Here is a 26,178-nt window from a genome sequence, read left to right on the forward strand (position 1 = left end):
CTATTTTTATTTATATAATTTTAATAAATGTCCCATCTTTTCTCGTTTAGTTCTCATATATCTCTTACTTTCCTGTGAACAATCTACTTCAATAGGTACTCTCTCTACTATTTCCAATCCATAATCTGAAAGTCCCTCAATTTTCTTTGGATTATTCGTAAGAAGTTTTATTTTTTTAATACCTATATCTTCAAGTATTTGTGCTCCTATCCCATAATCACGCATATCTGCTGGAAATCCCAATGCTAAATTTGCCTCTACTGTATCCATTCCATTTTCTTGAAGCTTATAAGCTTTTATCTTATTTAAAATTCCTATGCCTCTTCCTTCTTGACTCATATATAAAAGTACACCTTTGCCTTCTTTTTCTATCTGTTTAAGCGCAGATTGAAGCTGCTGTCCACAATCGCATCTAAGTGAATGGAATACATCTCCCGTAAGGCACTCTGAATGTACTCTTACAAGGACAGGTTCTTTTTCAAAGTTATCTCCCTTTACAAGACACACATGCTCATCACCGTTTAATATATTTTTGTAACCTATAATTTTAAATTTTCCAAATCTAGTTGGAAGATTAGCAGAAGCCACTCTTTTAACTAATTTCTCTGTTTTCTTTCTATAGGCTATTAAATCCACTATAGTAACAATTTTTAAATTATGTTCTTTAGTAAACTCCATCAAGTCATCTCTTCTTGCCATAGTTCCATCATCTTTTATTATTTCACATATTGCTGCTGCACCTTTAAATCCTGCAAGCTTAGCTAAGTCGACTGAAGCTTCCGTATGACCAGTTCTGTCAAACACTCCATTTTCCTTAGCTATAAGCGGAAATATGTGTCCTGGTCTTCTGAAGTCATCTTTAGAATTTGAAGCAGCTATCATATTTATGGTATGTGCCCTTTCAAAAGCTGATATTCCCGTTGTAGTATCTTTATAGTCAACAGTTACAGTAAATGCTGTTTCATGATTGTCTGTATTGTGCTGAACCATAGGATTTAATCCAAGCTTTACTGCTATTTCTTCTTCAATTGGTGCACACAAGAGGCCTTTTGCATATTTGATCATAAAATTAATATTTTCTCCAGTTGCCTTTTCTGCAGGTATAACTAAATCACCTTCATTTTCTCTTCCCTCATCATCTACAATTATGATCATTTTCCCTTGTTTAAGATCTTTTATTGCATCTTCTATAGTATCAAATTTAAAATTCATGATTTTTATCTCCCTTCAAAAATAAATGTTTAGGCATCTAAAAGAAAATGCCTTATTGCATAAAGCCATATTCCTTTAGTTTTAAAGCATCTATACTGCCGCTTTTTTCTGGCTCTTTTTTTGGATTCAAAACCATTTTTTCTACATATTTTCCTATTAAATCACACTCTATATTTACTAAATCCCCTATTTTTTTATAATCTAAAATAGTTTCCATCTTAGTATGGGGTATAAGGGACACACTAAAACAATTTTTATTTAATTCTGCTACAGTAAGGCTCACACCATCTATAGTCACAGAACCTTTTCGTACTATATATCTAAGTAAATCAGAAGACGCCTCTATGTCTATCCAGGTTGAGATGTCCTCTTCTCTCACATCTATAATTTTTCCAGTACCATCTATATGTCCACTTACTATATGTCCACCTAATCTATCTCCAAGCCTTAGAGCCCTTTCCAGGTTAACTTTGCTTCCTATTTTTAAATCTTTTAAACTGCTCATTCTCAAGGTTTCAGCCATAATATCTACAGTAAAAGAATCCTTTTTTAAATCAACTACAGTAACACAAGTTCCATTTACAGCAATGCTGTCTCCCAGTTTAACTCCATCTAGTAAATTTCCTACTTTTATGGACACTTTTGAAGAATTTCTTCTCTTTGATACTTTTAATATTTCTCCTATTTCTTCTACCAGACCAGTAAACAAGTTTATCCCTTCTTTCTAATTTTCAGCATTCATTACATAGGCTTGTATCATAATATCCTCTCCCACATTTTCTGCGCATATATCTCTTAATTTTATACTGTCTGAGAGGTTTTCAATTCCATATCCTTCAACTGAAGTTTTAGCATTCTTACCTCCAAGTATTTTAGGTGCAATAAAATAAATAACTTTATTTACAATTCCAGACTTAAGTGCAGAAAAATTAAGTTCTGCGCCTCCCTCAATAAGTACACTATCTATACCCATTTCTCCAAGTTCTTTAGTTAAATATTTTAAATCCACCCTTCCTTCTTTATTTTCTGGACAGACAACTATATTTACTCCCATAGATTTTAAAGACTCTGCCTTGTCCTTATCAAACTTTTCTGTACATGCTATTATTATTTCCCTTTCATGAGAGGTTTTAAAAATTTGAGATTCAACAGGTACTCTCAGCTTTGAGTCTACAATTACAGCCTTAGGACTTTTGCACTTTTCTTCAAGCCTTGTAGTTAAAAGAGGGTCATCTAAAATCATAGTACCTACTCCAACCATAATTGCCATAACTCTATTTCGCATCTGGTGAACTTTTAACCTTGATTTTTCACCTGTTATCCATTTGGATTCACCACTAACTGTAGCTATTTTCCCATCTAAAGTGACTCCCGCTTTTAAAATTACAAAAGGTAACTTTGACTTTATATAATTCATAAATATCTCATTTATTTTTACAGCTTCTCTTTCCATAACCCCGGTAACTACTTCTATATTTTTATCTCTTAAAATTTTTACACCTCTTCCTGATACAAGAGGATTTGGATCTACACTTCCTATTACTACCCTTTTTATTCCAGCTTCTACTATAGCTTTTGCACAAGGCGGAGTTTTTCCATAATGTGAACAAGGTTCTAAAGTTACATACAAATCTGCACCTTTTGCATTATCTCCTGCTTCTCTAAGTGCATATACTTCTGCATGAGGCCCTCCAAAAAACCTATGATAACCTTTTCCTATTATCTTTCCATTTTTAACTATCACAGCTCCCACAAGGGGGTTTGGATTAACAAATCCTTTTCCCAATAAAGCTAGTTTTAAAGCTTCTTTCATATACTTTTCATCTGTATTTTCTTTTTCCATAAGATTCACTTCCATAATTTAAATTATATATTTATTTACTTTTTTATAAAAATATAACATTGCCTATTTATAGAACCCCCACTTTTATTGAAATTTTGCATATAAAAATTCCCTGAAGCAACCTTCAGGGAATAAAATTACAAAACACATAAAAACATAGCTTAAACTATATCTTTACTTTCTTTTATCCAGACTTTACTGTCGGTACTGGAATCAAACCAGTTCATGCTATAAAAGCTCGCGGACTATACCGCCGATCGGGAATTTCACCCTGCCCCGAAAGTTTAACTTTATTAAGTTTTATTATGCTTTCAATATATACCTATTTTTTTCTATTGTCAATGGTAATTTTACAATTTTTTATGTTTTTTATTCTTACTCTCCTAAATCAATTCCATGATATTTCTTTTTTGCTTCCATATCTTTTAACATATTAAGTACTTCTGAATTTATATTTCCCACTTTATCATAACTAGAATTTTCTCTTCTTATTTTAAATTTCTTAACTTGTTCCAGCATAATATCCGCCTGACTTGAAAGTTCTTCACTTGCTGCTGCACTTTCTTCAGATGTAGCACAATTTTCTTGAATCACCTGGGATACCTCCATTATTCCGCTGTTAATCTGCTCTGCACCGGTCGCCTGTTCATTAGAAGCTACTGCTATGCTTTCTACAAAATCTGCTACTTTTGCAACTCCTTCTACAATTTCACCAAGAGCTTCGGCCGTTTTATTTGCAATTTTAGTACCTGTGTCCACCTTTTTAATGGAATCTTCTATTAATGCAGTAGTTTCTTTTGCAGCATCCCGTGACTTTGCAGCTAAATTTCTTACTTCTTCAGCAACTACTGCAAAACCTTTACCATACCTGCCTGCCCTCGCAGCTTCAACAGCAGCGTTTAGAGCCAGAATATTTGTCTGAAAAGCAATATCATCTATAGCCTTTATAACCTTAGATATATTACCTGAAGCTGAATTTATATCATCCATACTTTTAAGCATTTCATCCATATGTGAATTTCCCTTAACTGCATTATCTTTCACCTGTTCAGTCAATTCATTTGCCTTACCTGCATTACCCGCATTAAGCCTTATTTGTGAAGAAATCTCTTCTACAGAAGCCGTCAATTCCTCTACAGAACTTGCTTGTTCCGTAGATCCTTGAGAAAGAGCTATACCCGAATCTGATACCTGTTTTGCACTGACAGCCACCTGGTTTGCCGCAGCTTGAATATTTGTTACAACTTCATTTAAATTATCATTCATCTTTTTAAATGACCTGGCAAGTATTCCTATTTCATCTTTTCTACTAGTATCTATATTTACATTTAGATCTCCATCTGCAACTTTATCTGTAGAAATCATAAGCTCCCTAATTGGTCTTATTATAGATAGTGAAATAATTGTTCCTAGTAATGCAGCAGCAATCACTCCTATAATTATAAAAATTAAAATAAGTTTTCCACTTGCACTTGCTGTTTTATTATTGCTTACCGATAAGTTTCTTCCATTAGTCTCCTCTAAATTTATAATCTTTTTTAAACTAGTTCGAACATCGTTCTGTACTGCAGTAATCTTAGTATGAATTAAACTTATTGCACTTTTGTTATCGCCTTTTTTTGCCATATCAATAACGTCATTGGATATTTCCATATACTTTGCTTTAGAGGATTTAAGATTATCAACTGCCTCTTTCCCGGAATCAGTCAAAGTTGACTTTGAAAATTCATCTAATTGTCTATCAAAATCAGTGCTAAAAGAATTTATCTTATTTACAATTTGATTTATATCCGATTGGTTATCTGCTAAAACAACATCCCTTAAATTTGCTCTTATATCCCCAGAAGATAAAGTAACTTCAGTCAATTTTCCCAGCGGAACTGTCATATTTTCATATAATTGAGTGTCTAAATTATTGATTTTATTCATATTGATTAATCCAAATATTCCAATTATACACGCTATAAGTACAATTAAAAAAAATCCTACAAATAGCCTTATACCTATTTTTAAATTATTAAATAATTTCACATCCATCCACTCCTTTTGCATTAAATATTACTTAAACTATCTACATCTTCGTGGTTTAACAGTTCGTCACAATCCAAAAGTAGTTTTACATTATTTTGAACTTTTCCTATACCCTTTATAAACTTATTTTTGATTTTGCTGATTTCAGGAGGGTCTACAATTTCACAATCAGGTATATCTATTACCTCAGATACACCATCTACAATAAGTCCTACATAAATCTCTTCAATCTGAATTACAATAATACATGTTCTGTCATTATACTCTATTGGTTTCTTTTTAAATCTTAACCTAATATCCATTACAGGTATTATTTTACCTCTTAGGTTTATAATTCCCTTTATGTATTCAGGAAGTTCAGGTATTTCACTTATAGGCTGAACTCCTATTATTTCAATGACATATTTAATTTCTATACCATAAAATTCTTCTTCAAGAGTAAAAGTAAGATATTTATTCTTTTGCGTATCTTCTTCTTCAATTAAGCTATCATCTACTACAATTTCTGACATATTTATATTCTCCTTTCACTGCAAGTTTTTATTTTCCAAGCATATTTACAAGTTCACCTATATCAAGTATTAAACTAATACTTCCATCTCCAAGAAGAGTACATCCTGAAAGTCCATCTATATTTTTTGTTTTTTTTATATAGGTAGGTAAGCACTTTACCACAACCTGCTGTTGTCCAGCTAATTCATCTGCAAATATGCATAATCCACTATTGTCTTTTTCCACCACGACAATTATTCCATCTTCTAAATTTTTAACACTAGTTTTTATATTATATAATTTGTGTATACGGATAAGAGGATAACACTTACCCCTCACCATTATCATTTCGCCGCTATCCATATTAGAAATTAAATTATTTTTTTCCACACTAAAAAGTTCTTTTATAGATGTAATAGGAATAGTATAGTATGAATTCCCTACCTTTATATTCATACCATCTATAATTGCAAGGGTTCGAGGTATTTTCATAGTTATGGTAGACCCGCAATTCTCCAAACTATCTATTGAAACTGATCCACCTACATTTTGAATATTTTTAACTACTACATCCATACCAACCCCTCTTCCGCTAAATTCTGTAACATTTTCATTGGTAGAAAAGCCAGGAATAAAGATTAAATTATAGATTTCTTTGTCACTCATTTCTTCTTGACTTTTCTTAAGTATCCCATTTGAAATGGCTTTTTCTAATATGCTTTTCTTATCTAATCCCCTACCATCGTCTTTCACAATTACAACAACATCATTTCCTTCATTTTTTGCTTCTAAGATAACAGTTCCGTTTTCACTTTTCCCAAAGCTTTTTCTATCTTCTATTGATTCTATTCCATGATCAATAGAATTACGTACTAAATGCATAAGAGGATCTGATATATGTTCAATTATATTTTTATCTACCTCAGTATCCTCTCCAATTAATTTTAAGTGAACTTGTTTTTTTAACTTTTTACTCATATCATGTACTATACGATTCATTTTGTGAAATATCACGGATATAGGAACCATCCTTACAGACATTATCACATCCTGAAGCTCACTTGTAATTTTATGAAGCTGCCTTGAGGATTTTTCAAAATTACTTAATTTCATTCCTCTCAAATCAGGATTTTGGGTAACCATAGCTTCAGCAATAACCATTTCCTCTACTAAATACATCAATTTATCTAACTTGTCCACTTTTACATTTATAAAATCTTGTATAATTGATTTATCCTTCGTATTTTCACCATATACGTTTGTGCTCTGATTGGGTTTAGTAGATTGATGAAACTGTTCAGCATCTTCTAGTTTTTCAAGTTTAAAGGTTTTCAAAAAAACTGTCTGGTTTAAAATTTCAGAAACTTCATCATAAGACTTACTGGATTTTATAAATACTTTAAAACCGCTCTCATGTATTGTTTTACAGGTATCATCATTTTCCATTATATCCTTAGGTATATAATTAACTTTCTCTGCAAATTCTTTCAAAGTTTCTACTACAGTATATGCTCTTAAGTTTTCCATTTCACAGTCATCTTCAAAAAATATAAGTGTCTCATATCTATTAGTCAATTTGACTTCTTCATTTATATTCTCTCTACTAATATTCTCTTTAGGGCTTTGATCTTGTAACTCTATAAGAAAATTTTTATTGTACTCTATTATAAAATCACAGTTTCCGTCCACTTTATCCCCTTTTTTTATTTTTTCAAGTTCTACCTTTATAAAATCCACACATTTTAAAATCAAGTCTGATAAACTTTCGTAATCTACATCTTTAGGTTTCTCTTCTCTGAGAAAATAAAACAAATCTTCTATAGAATGAGCCGACTTTGAAATATATTCATAGGACATCATAGCAGAAGATCCTTTAATTGTATGCATAATGCGAAATATCTCATTGATAATTTCTTCCGAATAGCAATTTCCACTTTCATTTTCTAATATCAACGTTTCAAGTTGATCAATAAGCTGGGATGTTTCAAATATATAGGATTCAAGTATGACATCATCTGAACTTTTATCTGACACAATTTACCACCACCAGTTTTAATATTTAGACTGATAATACTTTATTAAGTGCTTTAACCAATTGATCCTCCTTAAAAGGTTTAACAATAAATGACCTAGCACCACTGACTATTGCCCTTTTAACCATAGCTTCTTGTCCCATTGAAGTTATCATAACAACCTTAGCTTTATTATCATGTTCTCTGATTTTTTTAAGTGCCTCAATTCCATCCATATCAGGCATTGTAATATCCATTGTTACAATATCAGGATTATATTGCTTATATTTAAAAATTGCTGAAGCTCCATTTTCAGCTTCTCCAACAACCTCAAATCCATTTCTAGCAAGCATAGCCTTTAGAGATATTCTCATAAAAGATGCATCATCAACAATAAGTATTTTAGGCATAAATTTGTCCTCCTTATATTAACGCATTGACTGTTTTTATAAAAGATTTTGTAAGGTAAACTATTGATAAAAAGTATTAATTTGGTAATCGTTGACTTAAATTTACTGGCATTAAAATTAAAAATATTATTTATATTACTTATATTCGTTTATAACATCTACATCTATATACATATTCCTTTATTTTTTGCTTTTTATTATAAAAAATATAATTGTATTAAAATTTGCATTATTTTTATACCATTTATTGTATACCTATTTTTTATCCGATGACTACCTGCTCTAATACGCCCACTTCTCCAAGTGGGCGTAAAGAGCAGCTACGTCCCTGGATAACGATTTTCCCTAAAGGATAACGCCTTCTAAGTGCTGAAGCACTAAGAATCCTGTTAATAAGCATCAGGTGGAGTCAAAACTCCATCTGATACCAAGAACTCTGTTTATGTTTTTGTCTTAATACCTTTTGAAAATAGTATAATATTAGTAAATCAACTTTTGCAGTTTAAAAAAATTACGATGTAATTTTCTTAAAGAATAAAGTCCAAAGTTCAAATATTAAATAAGGATAATTTTCTTCCTAACGTCAGAAAATATTAAAATTATGGATTTCCTGAGATACGATGGAAATCATCTTTATTTGTTCTTTGCTATTTGAACTTTATTATTTTCAAAAGCTTTGCTTCGTAATTTTTTATATTAAGTCCAAATTTTATATGTTCGAAAGTTGAATTAGTTAAAGGAGGATACTATGAACTTAAATGGAAAACGAATTATAATTACAGGTGCTTCTTCTGGTATTGGAGGAGAACTCCTAAAAATGCTGGCAAAATATAATACTACAATTATTGCAGTGGGACGAAATATAGAAAACATACCTGATATAAATAATAAAATAACTCCCTATAAATGTGATGTATCTCAGAAAGAAAACATAGATAAATTATTTGACTTTGCTCTAAAAAAGATGGGAGGAATAGATCTATTCATTGGAAATGCAGGTTTTGCCTATTGTGAAGAACTAAACAAAGCTGATTGGGATCATATAGAAAATATTTTTAAAACAAACGTAATTTCACCAATATACTCCTTTGAAAAAATGAAAGAGCTAAATAAGGGAAGGCGTTATACTGTAGTAATAACCTGTTCTGCAGTAAGCCATGTGCCCCTTCCCGGTTATGCCCTTTATTGTTCAACAAAAGCAGCTATAGACCACTTTGCTCACACATACCGTTTTGAAAAAAATGACAGAGGGAAACTCACTCTTGTTTATCCAGTAGCAACTGCATCAAATTTTTTTAAGAATGCAGGTGAAAAAGCACCCATTCCATTCCCTATTCATCCACCTAAATGGGTAGCCTTCTGTATGCTCATAGGTATAAAGTTTAACTTTCATTCCGTTTACCCTTCACCTTTATATGCCCTTAGTTATTACACTATAAATCGTGTTTTTCCATTCATTTATGGTATATATGATATTATAAACGCACTAGTATTTAAAATATGGGCAAAAAAGCATAGAACTCATAGTTAGCGCAGCATACCAAACAGCACCTCAGGTATATTATCAAGAGATACTTGTTTTTCTACAGCTCCTATTTCGTAGGCAACTTTTGGCATGCCATATACTACAGATGATTTCTCATCTTGTCCAATAGTTTGAGCTCCTTTTCTCCTCATATAACGAAGTCCCTTAGCCCCATCATAGCCCATACCAGTAAGTATAATACCAATTGCATTTTTAGAGGCTTCCTTTGCTACCGATTCAAAAAGTACATCAACAGAAGGGCAATGTCCATTGACTTTTTCACCACGAAATAGTTGAATCTTATACTTATTTCCAATCCTTTTAATGGTCATATGTTTATCACCAGGGGCAATTAATACCTTTCCCGTTTCAACATACTCCCCACCTTGTGCCTCTCTTACTTGTAATTTTGTTTGACTATTAAGTCTTTCTGCAAACATTCTTGAAAAGACAGGTGGTATATGCTGTACAATTAAAATACCAGGCATGTTTTCAGGAAATGTTTTAAGTATATTGTATACAGCTTCAGTACCTCCTGTAGATGATCCTATTGCAATTATCTTATTTGTGTTAATTTGCTGACTTATATTAAATGAAACTGATTTCTTTTTTTTGCCAGATACTACATTTACACCATAGCACGTATTGATCTTTTCTATCAAAGTGCCTATAAAATCTTTTACACTATTTGTAGATTGTACATCTGGCTTTGAAACAAAATCTACAGCACCTGCTTCCATTGCATCTACTAATGATTTATTTATAGAACTTACAACTATTATAGGAAGTGGATACTGTGGAAGCAATCTTTTTATAAACTCAATGCCATTCATCTTTGGCATCTGCACATCACATATCATCACATCAGGATGAAATTCAAGTATTTTATCCCTGGCATCAAAAGGATCAACTGCTTTAGCTACTACTTCTATATATGGTTCAGAAGAAATGCCCATGGATATAACTTCTCTAAACACTAAACTGTCATCGACAATTAGAACCCTTATTTTTTTTGCCTCCATTTTGTCTTTTCCTTTCTGTAAATAGAATGATTTAAAATGACCAATAGGCATGCAGCTAACTGCCTATTGGAACTATTTAATATTCTTCGTCACCTAAATCAATTTTTCCATGATATTTCTTTTTTGACTTCATATCTTTTAACATGTTAAGCACTTCTGGATTTATATTTTCCATTTTATCATAACTAGAATTTGCTCTTCTTATTTTAAATTTTTTAACCTGTTCTAGCATAATATCTGCCTGACTTGAAAGTTCTTCACTTGCTGATGCACTTTCTTCAGCTGTAGCAGAATTTTCTTGAATCACCTGGGATACCTCCATTATTCCGCTATTAATCTGTTCTGCACCAGTCGCCTGTTCATTAGAAGCTTCTGCTATGCTTTCCACAAAATCTGCTACTTTTGTAACTCCTTCTACAATTTCACCAAGAGCTTCAGCCGTTTCATTTGCAATTTTAGTACCTGTATCCACTTTTTTAATGGAATCTTCTATTAATGCAGTAGTTTCTTTTGCAGCATCCCGTGATTTTGCAGCTAAATTTCTTACTTCTTCAGCAACTACTGCAAATCCTTTACCATATTTACCTGCCCTTGCAGCCTCAACCGCAGCATTTAAAGCTAAAATGTTTGTTTGAAAAGCAATATCATCTATAGCCTTTATAACTTTAGATATATTGCCTGAAGCTGCATTTATATCATCCATACTTTTAAGCATTTCCTTCATATGTGAATTTCCCTTAACTGCATTAACTTTCACGTGTTCAGTAAGCTTATTTGCCTTGCCTGCATTATCTGCATTGAGTTTTATTTGTGAAGAAATCTCTTCCACAGAAGCTGTCAGTTCCTCCACAGAACTTGCTTGTTCCGTAGAACCTTCTGAAAGAGCTATACCTGAATCTGATACTTGTTTAGCCCCAGCAGCTACCTGGTTTGCTGCAGCTTCAATATTGGTTATAACTTCATTTAAACTATCTGACATCTTTTTAAATGACTTTGAAAGTATTCCCACTTCATCTTTTCCACTAGTATTTATATGTACATTTAAATCCCCACTTGCAATTTTATTTGCAGATACCATGAGTTCTTTAATAGGCCTTATTATAGATAATGAAATAATTGTTCCTAGTAATGCAGCAGCGGCCATTCCTATAATTATAAAAATTATAATTAATTTTCCACTTGCACTTGCCGTTTTATCATTACTCTCTGAAAAACTTTTGGCACTACTTTCCTCTAAATTTATAATCACTTTTAAGCTATTTGCCACATCATTCTGTGCCGCAGCAAGCTTACTATTAAGTAAATTTATTTCGCTTTTGTTATTTCCGTTTTTTGACTTTTCCATGATTTCATTAGCTATTTCCATATACTTTGCTTTAGAGGATTTAAGATTATCAACTGCCTCTTTCCCAGAATCAGTCAAAGTTGACTTTGAAAATTCATCTAATTGTCTATCAAAATTAGAGCTAAAAGAATTTACCTTATTTATAGATTGATTTATATCCGATTGGTTATCTTCTAAGATTACATCCTTTAAATTTGATCTTATATCCCCAGAAGATAGAGTAATTTCAGTCAACTTTCCTAGTGGAACTGTCCTATTTTCATACAATTGAGTGTCCAAATTATCTATCTTATTTATACTTGTTAATCCAAATATTCCAATTATACATGCAATAACTGTAATTAAAGTAAAACCTATAAATAATCTTATACTTATTTTTAAATTATTAAATAATTTCACATCTATCCACTCCTTTGATATTAAATATTACTTAAACTGTCTGCGTCCTCATGATTTAGCAACATGTCACAATCTAAAAGTAGTTTTACATTATCTTCAACCTTTCCTATACCTTTTATAAACTTATTTTTGATTTTGCTGATCTCTGGAGGTTCTACAATTTGACAGTCAGGTATATCTATTACCTCAGAGACACCGTCTACAATAAGTCCTACACAAATATCTTCAATCTGAATTACAATAATACATGTTCTGTCGTTATATTCAAGTGGTTCCTTTTTAAATCTTAACCTAACATCCATTACAGGTATTATTTTGCCTCTTAAATTTATAATTCCCTTTATGTATTCAGGAAGCTCAGGTATTTCGCTTATGGGCTGGATTCCTATTATTTCAATAACGTATTTAATTTCTATACCATAAAATTCATTCTCAAGAGTAAAGGTAAGATATTTATTCTTTTGCGTATCTTCTTCTTCAATTAAATCATCTACTACAACTTCCGACATATTTACATTCTCCTTTCACTATGAGTTTTTATTCGCCAAGCATATTTACAAGTTCACCTACGTCAAGTATTAAACTAATACTCCCATCTCCAAGGAGGGTACACCCTTCAATTCCATCTATATTTCTTATTTTTTTTATATAATTAGGTAAACACTTTACTACAACCTGCTGCTGTCCAATTAATTCATCTGCAAATATACATAGTCCCCTATTGTCTTTTTCTACCATAACAATTACTCCATCTTTTAAATTTTTAACATTAGTAGTTATATTGTATAATTTGTGTATACGCACGATAGGATAGCACTCACCTCTTACCATTATCATTTCATCATCATTCATATTAGAAATTACATTATTTTTTTCCACACTAAAAAGTTCTTTTATAGACGTAATAGGAATAGTATAATATGAATTTCCTACCCGTATATTCATACCATCTATAATTGCAAGGGTTCGAGGTATTTTCATAGTTGTAATAGATCCACTATTCTCCAAACTATCTATTGAAACTGATCCACCTACATTTTGAATGTTTTTAACTACCACATCCATGCCAACCCCTCTGCCGCTAAATTCTGTAACATTTTCGTTAGTGGAAAACCCTGGAATAAAGATTAAATTATAAATTTCTTGGTCGCTCATTTCCTCTGGATTTTTCTTAAGTATCCCATTTGAAATGGCTTTTTCCAATATGATTTTTTTATCTAATCCACTACCATCGTCTTTTACAGTTATAACAATGTCATTTCCTTCATTTTTCGCTTCTAATGTAACGGCTCCATTTTCACTTTTTCCAAGACATTTTCTATCTTCTACCGATTCTATTCCGTGATCAATAGAATTACGTACTAAATGCATAAGGGGATCTGATATATGTTCAATTATATTTTTATCTACTTCAGTATCCTCTCCAATTAATTTTAAGTGAACTTGTTTTTTTAATTTTTTACTCATATCCCGCACTATACGATTCATTTTGTGAAATACTATAGATATAGGCACCATCCTTACAGACATTATCACATCCTGAAGCTCACTTGTAATTTTATGAAGCTGCCTTGAGGATTTTTCAAAATTACTCAGTTTCATTCCTCTCAAATCAGGATTTTGGGTAACCATAGCTTCAGCAATAACCATTTCCTCTACTAAATACATCAATTTATCTAGTTTGTCCACTTTTACATTTATAAAATCTTGTATAATTGATTTATCCTTTGTATTTTCACCGCATACGTTTTTGCTCTGATTGAGTTCAGTAGATTGCTGAAGCTGTTCAGTATCTTCCAGTTTTTTAAGTTTAAAGGTTTTTAAGAAAACTGTATGGTTTAAAATTTCAGAAAGCCCATCATAAGATTTATGAGATTTTATAAATATTTTGAAACCGATTTCATGTATTGTTTTACAGGTATCATCATTTTCCATTATATCCTTAGGTATATAGTTAATCTCTTCTGAAAACTCTCTCAAAGTTTCCACTACAGTATAAGCCCTTAAATTTTCCATCTCACAGTCATCTTCAAAAAATACAACTGCCTCATACACATTAATGGCTAATTTGGCTTCACTTACATTTTCCTTATTAACGTCCTCCTGAGAGTTCCTATCTTTTAATTTTATAAGGAAATTTCTATTATTATCTATTATAGAATCACAGCTGCCATCAACTTTGTCTCCATTCTTTATTTTTTCAAGTTCCACTTTTATAAAATCCACACATTTTAAAATCAAGTCTGATAAACTTTCGTAATCTACATCTTTAGATTTCTCTTCTCTGAGAAAATAAAACAAATCTTCTATAGAGTGAGCCAACTTTGAAATATATTCATAGGACATCATAGCTGAAGATCCTTTAATTGTATGCATAATGCGAAATATCTCATTGATAGTTTCTTCCGAATAGCAATTTCCACTTTCATTTTCTAATATCAATGTTTCAAGTTGATCAATAAGCTGGGATGTTTCAAATATATAGGATTCAAGTATGACATCATCTGAGCTTTTATCTGACACAATCTACCACCCCCAGTTTTAATATTTAGACTGATAATACTTTATTAAGTGCTTTAACCAATTGATCTTCCTTAAATGGTTTAACAATAAATGACCTAGCACCACTAACTATTGCCCTTTTAACCATAGCTTCTTGTCCCATTGCAGTTATCATAACAACCTTAGCTTTATTATCATATTCTCGGATTTTTTTAAGTGCCTCAATTCCATCCATATCAGGCATTGTAATATCCATTGTTACAATATCAGGATTATATTGCTTATATTTAAAAATTGCCGAACCTCCATTTTCAGCTTCTCCAACAACCTCAAATCCATTTTTAGCAAGCATAGTTTTTAGAGATATTCTCATAAAAGATGCATCATCAACAATAAGTACTTTTGACATAAATTTGTCCCCCTTATAATTAAATTTTAAAATCAATTTAATTATTAACTATATTTTTCTATATTATCTCCATTTGTTTATAAATTCTACATCTATGTCTATTTTCCTTTTATTTTTTGTTTTTTTATTATAGAAAATATAAATATATTAAAATTTGGACTATTATTATACAATTCATCGTATATAACAATGCGGGAAGTTACATTCCTAAATAGAAATGCATAAAAAATTAGCAAGTTATGTAATAAACACTACTTGCTAATTTAGTAAATAATTTGGTTGTTTACTTGAAAGTGCCTTAAGCCATAATAATTACTGAAGAAGCTTTAACAAGTGCTGTAACTTCAGAACCAACTTTAATTCCTAAATTTTTAATAGATTCCATTGTAATAATTGAGCATATAGTTGTTCCATTTCCTAAGTCTACTATAACCTCACCATTTACAGCTCCTTCTTTAATTTCAGAAACTTTTCCTTTTAATTGATTTCTTGCACTGATTTTCATATTAAATTACCTTCCCTTAATTTATTTTGTAGTGTTTTTACTTTAAATAAAATAAAAACCACAAGATAGTTGTAGTTTCCCCCTATCTTGTGGTTTTTATTCAATTAAAAAGAAATTGTCTTTGTCTATATATATATTCCAGGGCTGGCTAATTTTTTTCAGTGCAGTCCAATTTTCCTTTGGAATTTCCCACAGTAAACTTTTAGTCTTAGTATATGTTTTCTCCTCTACACTGTCCAAATAAATTGAAACAGTAAAAGGACTTTCATTTACATGGTTTACACAGCATTTAAATATGTTTTCATTTTTATTATCATCTGCTAATTCAACGTAATGTGCTCTAATTCCTACATAAGATACCTTACCTTCAATTTTATTCTTAACTTTAAGAGTACATCCCCAATCTACAGCTTCTATAGTATGTTCATCTATTACCTCAACCTTAGATATGTTTTTACATCCTGTAAGCTGTGCTGCTGAAACAGTGGGAGGATTTTTAAATATATAGTCTCTATCTCCAAAAGCTTCTACTTTACCTTTATTAATTACCGCTATATTTTTGCAAATACGATATATCTCATCTCTATTATGAGACACAAATACCGTATGTCCATTATAACTTGATAATATATGTATAAGTTGTTCTTCCATTTTACTTCTCAGATGAGTATCTAATGCAGAGAAAGGTTCATCTAATAGAAGTATTTCAGGCTCTATTGCAAGAGCCCTGGCAATAGCAACCCTCTGCTGCTGTCCTCCTGAAAGCTGACTTGGGAATCTTCTCTCCAATTCTTTAAGGTTCATCATATTTATTTTTTCAGAAATTATCTTATTTTTCTTGTCTTTATCCATGTTTTGCAATCCAAACCCTATATTTTGCTCTACAGTCATGTTTGGAAATAGGGCATAATTTTGAAATAAAAAACCCACTTTTCGTTTTCTACTTGGAATATTTATTTTTTTATCAGAATCATATAGTACTTTTTCATTTAATACTATTTTTCCCCTATCAGGCGTATCTAACCCAGCAATAAACTTAAGTGTCATACTTTTACCAGATCCCGAAGCCCCTAAAAGTCCTATTATATTTTTTTCATTGTTAAACTTTACTTTTAAAGTAAACCCTGGTAACTTCTTTTCAATATCTACATACAGTCCCATTTTTAACTTCTCCTAACACCGTATATATTTTTCTGTTGATAGTCATTCCAATAATTCATAAGCAAAATTACTATAGTTGAAATTGCAACTATTAACAGCACCCACATAAAAGCTTTATCCATCTCTCCATTTTCAGCTGCAAAATAAATAGCTATAGGAATAGTTTCAGTTTTGTTAGGTATATTACCTGCTATCATTAAAGTAGCTCCAAATTCTCCAAGAGCCCTTGCAAAGGAAAGAACTGTAGCGGCCCCTATACCGGGCCAGGCAAGAGGAAGTACAACTTTCCAAAAAACTTTCCATTCAGAAACACCTAATGTTCTTGCTGCACTTACAATATTCCTATCTATCTGCTCAAAAGCTGCCTTTGTAGTTTTATACATAAGAGGAAAAGCTATAACAGCTGCTGCTATTACCGTAGCAGGCCAAGAAAAAATTATATTGATTCCAATCTTAGAAAGTAACTTACCTATAGGACTATTTATTCCAAATATAAGGAGTAGAAAGAATCCTGCCACCGTAGGTGGCAGAACAAGTGGGAGGGTAAGTATAGTATCCAAAATATTTCTTAACTTTCCATTATAACTTACCATTAAATAAGCTACTGCAATTCCTATAAAAAAAGTTATAAATGTAGCTGTAAATGTAGTTTTTAATGAAATCCATACAGGTGAAACATCAAAATTCATAAACTTATCCTCTCTATTTATAATAAATTATTTTCCAAGTTTAAATCCATACTTTTGAAATACGGCTTTAGCTTTATCACTTGATAAAAATTTAAGAAAATCTTTAGCTTGAGTAGGATTTTTACTAGCTTTAATTACAGCTGCTGGATATACTACAGCCTTATGAGAGCTTTCTGGCGCCGTAGCTACAATATTTACTTTCTTTGATACTAATGCATCTGTCTTATAAACAATACCAGCATCTACATTTCCTGTTTCAACCCAGGTCAAAACTTCTTTTACATCTTTACCATAAATAGCCTTTGGTTGAACCTTATCCATTATTTTTAAATTTGTAAGTATTTCCTGGGAATATTGTCCTACTGGTACACTTTTTACTTCTCCAAGAGCTACTTTTTTAACTTTATCACTTGCTAAATCGTTAAAACTCTTAACGTTAGAAGATGAATTTTTAGGTACTATAAGTACTACATCATTTTTCAAAAGATTAGCTATAGTATCATTTACTAGTAAATTTTTATCTTTTAATGCATTCATCTGTTTTGTTGCTGCAGAAATAAATATGTCTGCCGGTGCCCCTTGTTCAATTTGCTGTTGAAGAGTTCCTGATGCTCCAAAATTATATGTAATGGTAACATTAGGATGATCTTTTGCATATAACTGTTTGATTTCATTCATAGAATCCTTTAAACTTGCAGCAGCAGATACAGTTAAAGTCACTGCTTTCTCTTGTTTTGCAGATGAATCTGATTTTTTCTCACTTGAACTCTGACTACCGCCGCAGCCTGCTGCCATGGTTGTGACAATTAAAACGAGAATAAGTACTAAACTTTTTTTTAGTTTTTTCATTAAAATACCCCCAGTGTTTAAGACTTATATTATTTTTCAGTTAATCATAACATAACATTATATAGAGTTATGTAAAACAACATTTTATTTCATAATATAGTGTTTTATTATGATATATTTATTATATCATCTACTTAAGCAATTATTCAACCCGTTTGTAAACATTATCATAAAAGTATTATAATAATACTTAACATAAAAGCATTAATTCATACAAAAAGCATTCAATTGTAAATTGAATGCTCACTATTATAATTATATAACCAACTTTTCAGAGGACAATTGACAGAGTACAAAGGACAATGAAGGTAAGTTTTCCTCCTTACGTCAGAAAACTAATTTATTTTTAAGCTTGTTTTACTAAAGGAAAACATCACTTAAGTAGGTATCTAAAATCTATGATTTTCAGATAATTACTTACTAAAAGAGTACCCATGAAAAGTAAAAGAAACTTATGTTCTTTTAATATTGAAGATTTTTCGTAGCATAGCGGAGAAAAATCATCCTTCACTGTCCTCTGGCAATTGTCCTCTGTCCTCTCAAAAACTTTGCTTCGCAAAGTTTTTATATTTATTCTACTTCCCATATACCTTCAGTTAAAAATTTGTTTGCCTTATCCTGCGCCTTTTTTACAATAGTATCATTATATCCTAAAATACCTAAAAGTTTTATTGCATTTTGAGTGGTAGACCTTCCTTCATGGATTGTATAATCAAACTTTATTTCATTGTTTTCAATACTTTCTTGAAAATGATAATTCTCAAAATATTTTTCAAGTATATGAGTAAGCTCCACATCATGGGTAGCTGCAATGCATATACAATTATTTAAAGTTAAATATTTCAGCACTTGAGAAGAAGCTGAAATTCTCTCTACAGTATTAGTTCCCCTTAAAATTTCATCTACAAAACATATAGTAGGTATATCCTCATTTAAATTATCTATAATTCTCTTTAAAGATTTAGTTTCTACTATATAATAGCTTTCATTGCTAAATATATCGTCTTTCAAAGCCATAGATGTATATATTTTGAAATAACTGCATTTAAATTTTGAAGCAAGACATGTATATATTGTCTCAGCTAAAATAATATTTATAGCTACAGTTTTTAAAAAAGTTGATTTACCCGATGCATTGGACCCTGTAATTAAAATGGAATCCGAAATCTCTATGGAGTTCGGCACAGATTTTTTCATAAGGGGATGCCTTATATCTTTAAACACATTCACATTTTCCTGCTTTCTTCTGCATTTCGTAAGCTCTGGAGTAACATAATTTTTTATTCTTCTCCTGTAAGCTGCAATAGACATACAGCTGTCTATTACTCCAATTACTTCAAATATTACTTTAAACTCACTGTTTCTTTCCATAAGGGCATTTGACATCTTTTCATAATTAATTAAATCCGTGAGTAAAAACATACTAGTATACTCAGCTATTATCCCTACATCCGTACCATTATTTCTTGAAGTAAAAGAAAGTCTTTTTATAGATCTTAGCTCTTTAAGAGCCCCCTTTAATTTTTCATTGTAATCTTTAAACTCTTTTACATCTTGTTTCAAAATATCTCCAGCATATTTTACTATTTTAAGTATGTACATAAAGGACTCAAATTTATGCTTTATCTTATTTTTTTCTTTGTAATATACAAATATATTGTAGGAAAAGGACAATACAATAGTAGTCAGCCCAATATATGGATTTAAAAATATTAATCCTACACCTGCAAAGGGGATCAAAGACAAAATTCTATAGTAAAGCAGTAATGATTTTCTCTTATTGCCCTTATTGTAAAAGTAATCAGTTATAAAACAAGCCCTATTTTTGCCTAGTTTGGCAAGTATATATTGTATACTTTTTCTCTCTTTATCATTATTCTGAAAAAATTTTATCAATTCATCTCTATGTTTAAGTTTCTCCTCATCATATATGGGTTCTCTTAACATATTATATAAGTACTGTTCTCCAGGACTACTTTCTGTATTGTTTATTTTTTTAAAAATACTGTCCATATCAAGATCTTTCCAGGTAATTTCATCAATAAAAACTGTTTCTTTTTCCGCTTCTTTTCTATTACTAAAGTATTCAGCTGTACTCTTTAGGTCATCTTCCGTATATTTTTCTTCATCCTCTGCACCCCAAGCATTTTCTATTCTTCTCCTAATTTCATTATTTGACTTAATGTTTGAAAATATTGATATTAATATACTTACTAATATAATAGCAGCTATGTATCCGAGTACAACCCACATATTTATTCCTCCTTTTATTTTATCAACGAATAATTAAAAATTATACTACAAATAAAAAAATATACAAATCTATTGAAATATAGTGATTCTAATTGAAATTTTAGCTTATACATAAAATATACTAACAAAATTGAAATCACACTTAAAAACTTTTTTTATAAGTCTTAGTGAGGTATTTTAGAAAATCTTAGAAGCTTATATATGTCTGAGGTACGAGTTTATATAAGTTTCTTTAGATTTTCAAAATACCGAACTTCAGACTTATTAAAAGTTTTTCGTGTGATAAAATTTGTTAGTATATGGCTGGTATAAGTAAACTTTCTACTTAGAAGCCCTACAAATTTATATGTTTTTTACTTTTGCTTAAGTTCTAAGTGTAGCTCTAATTCTATCATTGTTTAACAATAAATCTACAGCATCTAAAATATTTGTAACTGCTATATCAGATTCTATCAAAGATTTAGTAAAACATCCTTCTCTCCCAATAACACAAATAGATATAATACTACTTTTAAACATTTCCAGATCATTTCTTCCATTGCCAACAGATGCGGTAACATCACATCCCAGTTTTTCAACCATATACTTTTTATCTTTAGATGAATCTTCTTTATTAAATACTTTAACTTTAACTGGAAGACCCTGGCACTGATTTTTTACAGTTCCGTAAGTATCTGCTGTAATCACATAAATATTAACGTCTTTGCCTGCCAACTCCTTTAATTTATCCCCTACAGAGTCAATTAAAATCCCGTCTTGTCCAAGAGTACCATTAAAATCAAAAATAACATTTTTTATTGTAATACTACTGCTCCCAGGTATATCAAACATTATCATTTTTAATTATCCCCTTTATCAATGAATCTTACTTAGTGGGAAAAGCAGATATCCCAAATCTTTGATTTGGTGATAGTCGCTTTCTCTTTAGAGTTTTGTTTCTCCCACTAAGTTTAGATGAATTATCTAGGGGCGTAGCTACTGTTATCTCCCACTTTGATAGAAAAGCAGATATTCCAAATCTTTGATTTGGTATAGTCGCTTTCGCTGTGTGCGTGGGAGTGTTACAGTAGGTAGCCATCAGATAACATTTTACAAATTACTTAATTTTACTGTAAACTATTCAAACATAACTTGTCAATGTTAACTTTACCATCATATTCCCAAAGATAAAAATCTTAAGTTTCTAGTATTTATTGACAAATTCCTTTTCAGCTAGTAATATTATATATGCAAATGCAATTTGTTTGCATTTGCATATATAATATTTTAGGAGGAAGTTTATGCTTAAAAGAAATACGCCAATTAAGTTTACAATACTAGCCCTTATTTTTACCTGCATTATTTTCATTTTGGGAGGTTGTGCTGCGGGAACAGCTTCAAATAATACTAAAGAATCCAAATCCAAAATAAAAGTAGTTGTATCCTTTAACGCAATGAGAGAATTTACTTCAGCTATTGGAAAGAATAAAATTGATATTATTACAATGATACCTACTGGCACAGAGCCTCACGATTTTCAACCAACTGCAAAAGATTTCAAAAACTTGAGTGATGCTAATGTGTTTATATATAATGGATTGGGTATGGAATCCTGGAAAGACAAGGTTTTAAAATCTATAAATAATAAAGATTTGATTGCAGTAGATACTTCAAAAGGTTCAGTTCCAATTAAAAATACTGATAGTGATGAAACAAAAGAGCATGGGCAATATGACCCTCATATGTGGCTAAGTCTAAAAAATGCCAAGAATCAATCTAAAAACATAAAAGATGCCTTAATCAAAGCAGATCCATCAAACAAAAAATTTTACGAAAAAAATTACAATGATTTTTCAAAACAACTTGATGATTTATACAACGAATATAACAAAAAATTTCAGACAGTTTCAAATAAAAGTTTTGTAACAGGCCATGCTGCTTTTGCATATCTCTGTAGAGATTTTGGTTTAAAACAAAATAGTGTAGAAGATGTATTTGCAGAAGGAGAACCCTCACCTAAAAAATTAGAGGGACTTGTAAACTACTGCAAGCAAAATAGAATAAAAACTATCTTTGTGGAAGACATGGTAAGCCCTAAAGTATCAAATACCCTTGCAAAGGAAGTTGGAGCAAAAGTAGAAAAAATATATACAATAGAGGGAAATGAAGATAATAAAAATTACATACAAAATATGAAATATAATTTGCAAATGATTTATAACAGCTTAAAATAAATTCTTCAACAATTTGTTTGACATGACTTTTTCAATATAATATAATTTAATAAATTGCATAAAATAATCATGTAACTGGCGGAAATGGAGTTTACCATAGGGAGCATGATTAAAAAAGATATCGACCGCCTGGGTAAATTATATAATTTGCCCAGGTTTTTTATGCTTAAATTTAAAATGGAGGTATTTTATAAATGGAAATGAATGAATTTGTACTTAAATATGGGTGTAACCCACATCAAAAACCTGCAAGAGTTTATATGAAAGAAGGTACTCTTCCATTTAAGATCTTAAACGGAAGACCCGGATATATCAATCTTATGGACGCTTTTAATTCCTGGCAACTTGTAAAGGAACTTAGAAATGCCACAGGACTTTGTAGTGCTGCTTCTTTTAAGCATGTAAGTCCTGCAGGTGCTGCAGTTGCAGTGCCTCTAAATGATGTATTAAAAAAGGCATATGCAGTTTCAGATATGAAACTCTCCCCTGCAGCTGTTGCCTATTCAAGAGCAAGAGGAGCAGACAGGATGTCCTCCTACGGAGATTTTGCAGCTATAAGTGATGAAGTTGACTTATCTGCTGCTAAAATACTTAAAGCATCGGTTTCAGATGGAATAATTGCCCCATCCTATAGCAAGGAAGCACTAGAGCTTCTAAAGACAAAGAAAAAAGGAAACTACTGTATAATTCAAATTGATCCAAATTATGAACCAGAAGAAATGGAAAAAAGAGAGATATTTGGAGTAACTTTTGAACAAAAAAGGGATGATGCAGTTATAACAGATGATCTTTTAAAAAACATAGTAACAGATAATAGTAATATGCCAGAAAACGCTAAAAGAGATCTTCTAATTTCAATGGTCACCCTAAAATACACACAATCTAACTCAGTTTGTTTTGCAGTAGACGGTCAGGTAATTGGAGTTGGAGCAGGCCAACAGTCAAGAGTTCACTGTACAAGACTTGCTGCATCAAAGGCAGATATATGGTTTTTAAGACAACATCCGACGGTACTATCCCTTCCTTTTAAAGAAGGACTTAAAAGACCTGAAATGGATAATGTAATAGACCAGTATCTCCGTGATGACGTAACTCCTGAAGAAACTATGGGATGGAAAGATGTATTTACTGAAATTCCTAAAAGACTTACTTTAGATGAAAAAACGGATTGGCTTTCAAAACTTCAAGGTGTATCTTTAGGATCTGACGCATTTTTCCCATTTAGAGATAATATAGATAGAGCTTCTAAAAGCGGTGTGAAGTACATTGTTCAGCCAGGTGGTTCTATAAGAGATGACATTGTAATAAAAGCTTGTAACGATTATAATATGGTAATGGCATTTTCAAATTTAAGATTATTTCATCATTAATTATAGATTATCTAAGTAGTTACATTTAAAGTTTAAGTAATGATCTAAAAAAACTGCTGTTGCACACCATTGCAACAGCAGTATTAAAGGGATTAGATATGTTTAAGTTAACACCAATATATAAAAAGGGACTTCTTTTGGAAGTCCCTAATTAACACATTATGTAGCTATATCAATTTTGTAAAAACATAGCTTAAAAATTACCAATGCATTAATCTTTCCCTCCGAAAGATTATTTCAAAAGTATAGGCAGGTCTCCTGACTATAGGATCATCCTCTTTAATTCCTTCCCAGAATACTCCAGTGGAAATTTAAAATCGTCACCCAATACAGTAGCGGGGGCTGTAATGGAATTTCACCATTTTCCCTTTTAATTACCTACGTAAACCACATACTTTACTATTTGATTATGTTTACATTATATACTTATGTCATTCATTTGTCAAGTAAAATGCATTAAATATTTTAATTATAAAAAAATTCTGTAATAATGACTTATTTATACTCTACTCTTCCTCTAAAGATTTTTTATTTGACTTTGATTTGCCAAATATTTTCTCCCAATGATGTCCAACTATCAATCCTGCACAAAAATTTGCCACAGAAAAAGCTCCTACTTCTGCATCACCAGGCAATTCAATAAATGGATGATGATCTGCTTTAATTTTGCTTGAAGCCATGGTGTTTACCTTGTCATCAGTGCCACCTGCCTCCATGTTATGACTGCTCATATACTTACCTGCTCCAAATATAAGAACCAACAAAATTAACAATACTGTTAGAATAGATTTAGTAAATCCATCTATAAACTTAATGCTTGTACCTTTCTTATTTTCTACATCTACTGCATTTGTAGTTGATTTCATCACTATCTTGCCTCCTTATATTTCCGTCCAAGTACATCTGGCATTAAATCAGGACGCCTGCTTACCATAACCTGCAGAATTACAGCTGTAAATACTGCTTCGCCTATAGCTAGAGGTATTTGAGTAGGTCCAAACCCTGCAAAAAATATCATCCACTGCTTGACTATAGGGATATGTCCATGCAAACTTATTGCAAGTTCCAAAGCTGCTACTAAATATGTAACTATATCTCCAACAAAACCTGCCACTCCAGCTGCAAGCCATATAGGGCTTTTAAAATGTCTTAAAACCTTCCAGCAAAAATATCCTGAAATTCCTCCTGCAATACCCATGGAAAAATCATTGGCACCTATAGTTGTAATACCACCATGTCCCAAAAATATGGCTTGAAAAAACAATCCAATAGCTGAAATTACAGCAGTAGCCAGTGGTCCTACTACAATAGCTGCCAGTGGTGTGCCACAAGGATGAGAGCAGGAACCGGTTACAGGTACAGGAAAGTGCATGCAAGAAATAACAAATACTGCCACTCCCATCATAGCAAGAAAAGGTTTATAATATAAATTCTCCTTAACTCTTCTTTTAATCTCTTTAATACCCGGTACAATAAACATGGCACTTATTACATACCATGTACCCCAGGCCTGTGGTGATAAAATTCCATCTTCAATATGCATTTTTATAAGACCTCCAATTTTAATAAGTTACTTCTTCTTACGCATCGTAAACGATTTTAACCCTCCTAGACTAAACTAAGAGGGTTAAATGTATAATAAATAAATTAGTATACTAAAATTAAGTCACCTCCCTATCACTCGTAGAGCTTAATGGTTTCTAAACAATATAGGCAGGTCTTCTGACTTAAGATCATCATCCTTATAGCCTTCCCAGTTTCCCAGTGACATATAAATAAGGACTCCTTTTCTCACAGCGGCGGGACCGTGCAGACTTTTCATCTGGCTTCCCTTTTCAGCATAATAATGCACCTATATCTTTTTTATATTCTTTTATGATAATTACTGTAAAATTGCATTATGTAATTATTTACGTTAATTTTCTCACAATTTCTC

The 26,178-nt window shown here is 31.4% G+C and carries 23 protein-coding genes and 4 riboswitches; of the genes, 3 read left to right on the forward strand and 20 right to left on the reverse strand.

Annotation, left to right across the window (positions count from 1 at the left end; genetic code table 11):
• Positions 1–6: 6 nt before the first annotated feature.
• From CLRAG_RS15670 to CLRAG_RS15700, 7 genes are all read right to left on the reverse strand, one after another.
• Positions 7–1,212: a bifunctional 3,4-dihydroxy-2-butanone-4-phosphate synthase/GTP cyclohydrolase II gene (locus CLRAG_RS15670; protein WP_065079253.1), complete on the reverse strand. Its 1,206-nt coding sequence runs from the start codon at positions 1,210–1,212 to the stop codon at positions 7–9.
• Positions 1,213–1,264: 52 nt separating this feature from the next.
• The gene (locus CLRAG_RS15675) at positions 1,265–1,921 is read right to left on the reverse strand and encodes a riboflavin synthase (protein WP_065079254.1); all 657 of its coding nucleotides are present in this window, start codon (positions 1,919–1,921) and stop codon (positions 1,265–1,267) included.
• A 15-nt stretch (positions 1,922–1,936) separates the two neighbouring features.
• Complete coding sequence (ribD, locus tag CLRAG_RS15680) at positions 1,937–3,055, reverse strand: bifunctional diaminohydroxyphosphoribosylaminopyrimidine deaminase/5-amino-6-(5-phosphoribosylamino)uracil reductase RibD (protein ID WP_065079255.1); 1,119 nt, start codon at positions 3,053–3,055, stop codon at positions 1,937–1,939.
• A gap of 172 nt (positions 3,056–3,227) precedes the next feature.
• A riboswitch (FMN riboswitch) is annotated at positions 3,228–3,343 on the reverse strand.
• Positions 3,344–3,430: 87 nt separating this feature from the next.
• Positions 3,431–5,086: a methyl-accepting chemotaxis protein gene (locus CLRAG_RS15685; protein WP_065079256.1), complete on the reverse strand. Its 1,656-nt coding sequence runs from the start codon at positions 5,084–5,086 to the stop codon at positions 3,431–3,433.
• 20 nt (positions 5,087–5,106) lie between these two features.
• Positions 5,107–5,598, reverse strand: coding sequence for a chemotaxis protein CheW (locus CLRAG_RS15690; RefSeq protein ID WP_065079257.1), 492 nt, complete (start codon positions 5,596–5,598; stop codon positions 5,107–5,109).
• A 28-nt stretch (positions 5,599–5,626) separates the two neighbouring features.
• Complete coding sequence (locus CLRAG_RS15695) at positions 5,627–7,612, reverse strand: chemotaxis protein CheA (protein ID WP_065079258.1); 1,986 nt, start codon at positions 7,610–7,612, stop codon at positions 5,627–5,629.
• A 25-nt stretch (positions 7,613–7,637) separates the two neighbouring features.
• Complete coding sequence (locus CLRAG_RS15700; RefSeq protein WP_065079259.1) at positions 7,638–8,000, reverse strand: response regulator; 363 nt, start codon at positions 7,998–8,000, stop codon at positions 7,638–7,640.
• Between the two features lie 748 nt (positions 8,001–8,748).
• On the opposite strand from CLRAG_RS15700, the gene CLRAG_RS15705 reads away from it, so the two are divergent.
• Positions 8,749–9,531 (forward strand): SDR family NAD(P)-dependent oxidoreductase, encoded by a 783-nt coding sequence (locus CLRAG_RS15705; RefSeq protein WP_065079260.1) that lies wholly within the window; start codon positions 8,749–8,751, stop codon positions 9,529–9,531.
• Here the strand turns inward: CLRAG_RS15705 and CLRAG_RS15710 are convergent.
• The 11 genes from CLRAG_RS15710 to CLRAG_RS15765 form a co-directional block, all read right to left on the reverse strand.
• Positions 9,528–10,547, reverse strand: a complete 1,020-nt coding sequence (locus tag CLRAG_RS15710; protein WP_065079308.1) for a protein-glutamate methylesterase/protein-glutamine glutaminase — start codon at positions 10,545–10,547, stop codon at positions 9,528–9,530. The genes CLRAG_RS15705 and CLRAG_RS15710 overlap by 4 nt on opposite strands.
• A 76-nt stretch (positions 10,548–10,623) precedes the next feature.
• Positions 10,624–12,291, reverse strand: coding sequence for a methyl-accepting chemotaxis protein (locus CLRAG_RS15715; RefSeq protein ID WP_065079261.1), 1,668 nt, complete (start codon positions 12,289–12,291; stop codon positions 10,624–10,626).
• Between the two features lie 20 nt (positions 12,292–12,311).
• Complete coding sequence (locus CLRAG_RS15720) at positions 12,312–12,800, reverse strand: chemotaxis protein CheW (RefSeq protein ID WP_065079262.1); 489 nt, start codon at positions 12,798–12,800, stop codon at positions 12,312–12,314.
• A gap of 28 nt (positions 12,801–12,828) precedes the next feature.
• The gene (locus tag CLRAG_RS15725; RefSeq protein WP_065079263.1) at positions 12,829–14,814 is read right to left on the reverse strand and encodes a chemotaxis protein CheA; all 1,986 of its coding nucleotides are present in this window, start codon (positions 14,812–14,814) and stop codon (positions 12,829–12,831) included.
• A 25-nt stretch (positions 14,815–14,839) separates the two neighbouring features.
• Positions 14,840–15,202: a response regulator gene (locus CLRAG_RS15730; RefSeq protein ID WP_065079264.1), complete on the reverse strand. Its 363-nt coding sequence runs from the start codon at positions 15,200–15,202 to the stop codon at positions 14,840–14,842.
• Between the two features lie 298 nt (positions 15,203–15,500).
• A complete protein-coding gene (locus CLRAG_RS15735; RefSeq protein ID WP_013238864.1) occupies positions 15,501–15,707 on the reverse strand; it encodes a TOBE domain-containing protein in 207 nt (68 codons plus the stop codon).
• Between the two features lie 96 nt (positions 15,708–15,803).
• Positions 15,804–16,868: a sulfate/molybdate ABC transporter ATP-binding protein gene (locus CLRAG_RS15740; protein WP_065079265.1), complete on the reverse strand. Its 1,065-nt coding sequence runs from the start codon at positions 16,866–16,868 to the stop codon at positions 15,804–15,806.
• A gap of 2 nt (positions 16,869–16,870) precedes the next feature.
• Positions 16,871–17,557 (reverse strand): molybdate ABC transporter permease subunit, encoded by a 687-nt coding sequence (gene modB, locus CLRAG_RS15745; protein ID WP_065079266.1) that lies wholly within the window; start codon positions 17,555–17,557, stop codon positions 16,871–16,873.
• Between the two features lie 27 nt (positions 17,558–17,584).
• A complete protein-coding gene (modA, locus tag CLRAG_RS15750) occupies positions 17,585–18,406 on the reverse strand; it encodes a molybdate ABC transporter substrate-binding protein (protein ID WP_065079267.1) in 822 nt (273 codons plus the stop codon).
• 570 nt (positions 18,407–18,976) lie between these two features.
• Positions 18,977–20,659, reverse strand: coding sequence for a MutS-related protein (locus CLRAG_RS15760; protein ID WP_065079269.1), 1,683 nt, complete (start codon positions 20,657–20,659; stop codon positions 18,977–18,979).
• Between the two features lie 363 nt (positions 20,660–21,022).
• Positions 21,023–21,496, reverse strand: a complete 474-nt coding sequence (locus tag CLRAG_RS15765) for an HAD family hydrolase (RefSeq protein ID WP_065079270.1) — start codon at positions 21,494–21,496, stop codon at positions 21,023–21,025.
• A 443-nt stretch (positions 21,497–21,939) separates the two neighbouring features.
• Between CLRAG_RS15765 and CLRAG_RS15770 the strand changes: the two genes are divergently transcribed.
• Positions 21,940–22,872 carry a metal ABC transporter substrate-binding protein gene (locus CLRAG_RS15770; protein ID WP_065079271.1) on the forward strand — a complete coding sequence of 311 codons (933 nt, stop codon included), beginning with the start codon at positions 21,940–21,942 and terminating at the stop codon, positions 22,870–22,872.
• A 61-nt stretch (positions 22,873–22,933) separates the two neighbouring features.
• Positions 22,934–23,014: riboswitch (ZMP/ZTP riboswitch) on the forward strand.
• A 58-nt stretch (positions 23,015–23,072) separates the two neighbouring features.
• On the forward strand, positions 23,073–24,242 hold the full coding sequence (locus tag CLRAG_RS15775) for a phosphoribosylaminoimidazolecarboxamide formyltransferase (protein WP_420808100.1): 1,170 nt from the start codon (positions 23,073–23,075) through the stop codon (positions 24,240–24,242).
• A gap of 231 nt (positions 24,243–24,473) precedes the next feature.
• Positions 24,474–24,650, reverse strand: a riboswitch (cobalamin riboswitch).
• A 98-nt stretch (positions 24,651–24,748) separates the two neighbouring features.
• On the opposite strand, the gene CLRAG_RS15780 is transcribed toward CLRAG_RS15775, so the two are convergent.
• Positions 24,749–25,108, reverse strand: a complete 360-nt coding sequence (locus CLRAG_RS15780; RefSeq protein ID WP_065079273.1) for a hypothetical protein — start codon at positions 25,106–25,108, stop codon at positions 24,749–24,751.
• A gap of 2 nt (positions 25,109–25,110) precedes the next feature.
• Positions 25,111–25,785, reverse strand: coding sequence for an energy-coupling factor ABC transporter permease (locus CLRAG_RS15785; protein ID WP_065079274.1), 675 nt, complete (start codon positions 25,783–25,785; stop codon positions 25,111–25,113).
• 152 nt (positions 25,786–25,937) lie between these two features.
• Positions 25,938–26,113, reverse strand: a riboswitch (cobalamin riboswitch).
• Positions 26,114–26,178 lie beyond the last annotated feature (65 nt).

It is taken from the genome of Clostridium ragsdalei P11, from assembly GCF_001675165.1.
Classification (GTDB): Bacteria; Bacillota; Clostridia; order Clostridiales; family Clostridiaceae; genus Clostridium_B; species Clostridium_B ragsdalei.

Bases quoted from the DNA above. Each gene is read 5' to 3' on its own strand.
- CLRAG_RS15720 (WP_065079262.1), bottom strand. From the start codon at position 12,800: ATGTCGGAAGTTGTAGTAGATGATTTAATTGAAGAAGAAGATACGCAA.
- CLRAG_RS15770 (WP_065079271.1), top strand. From the start codon at position 21,940: ATGCTTAAAAGAAATACGCCAATTAAGTTTACAATACTAGCCCTTATT.
- CLRAG_RS15700 (WP_065079259.1), bottom strand. From the start codon at position 8,000: ATGCCTAAAATACTTATTGTTGATGATGCATCTTTTATGAGAATATCT.
- modA (WP_065079267.1), bottom strand. From the start codon at position 18,406: ATGAAAAAACTAAAAAAAAGTTTAGTACTTATTCTCGTTTTAATTGTC.
- CLRAG_RS15730 (WP_065079264.1), bottom strand. From the start codon at position 15,202: ATGTCAAAAGTACTTATTGTTGATGATGCATCTTTTATGAGAATATCT.
- modB (WP_065079266.1), bottom strand. From the start codon at position 17,557: ATGAATTTTGATGTTTCACCTGTATGGATTTCATTAAAAACTACATTT.
- CLRAG_RS15710 (WP_065079308.1), bottom strand. From the start codon at position 10,547: ATGGAGGCAAAAAAAATAAGGGTTCTAATTGTCGATGACAGTTTAGTG.
- CLRAG_RS15765 (WP_065079270.1), bottom strand. From the start codon at position 21,496: ATGATAATGTTTGATATACCTGGGAGCAGTAGTATTACAATAAAAAAT.
- CLRAG_RS15760 (WP_065079269.1), bottom strand. From the start codon at position 20,659: ATGTGGGTTGTACTCGGATACATAGCTGCTATTATATTAGTAAGTATA.
- CLRAG_RS15785 (WP_065079274.1), bottom strand. From the start codon at position 25,785: ATGCATATTGAAGATGGAATTTTATCACCACAGGCCTGGGGTACATGG.
- ribD (WP_065079255.1), bottom strand. From the start codon at position 3,055: ATGGAAAAAGAAAATACAGATGAAAAGTATATGAAAGAAGCTTTAAAA.
- CLRAG_RS15740 (WP_065079265.1), bottom strand. From the start codon at position 16,868: ATGGGACTGTATGTAGATATTGAAAAGAAGTTACCAGGGTTTACTTTA.
- CLRAG_RS15705 (WP_065079260.1), top strand. From the start codon at position 8,749: ATGAACTTAAATGGAAAACGAATTATAATTACAGGTGCTTCTTCTGGT.
- CLRAG_RS15670 (WP_065079253.1), bottom strand. From the start codon at position 1,212: ATGAATTTTAAATTTGATACTATAGAAGATGCAATAAAAGATCTTAAA.
- CLRAG_RS15780 (WP_065079273.1), bottom strand. From the start codon at position 25,108: ATGAAATCAACTACAAATGCAGTAGATGTAGAAAATAAGAAAGGTACA.
- CLRAG_RS15775 (WP_420808100.1), top strand. From the start codon at position 23,073: ATGAATGAATTTGTACTTAAATATGGGTGTAACCCACATCAAAAACCT.
- CLRAG_RS15690 (WP_065079257.1), bottom strand. From the start codon at position 5,598: ATGTCAGAAATTGTAGTAGATGATAGCTTAATTGAAGAAGAAGATACG.
- CLRAG_RS15735 (WP_013238864.1), bottom strand. From the start codon at position 15,707: ATGAAAATCAGTGCAAGAAATCAATTAAAAGGAAAAGTTTCTGAAATT.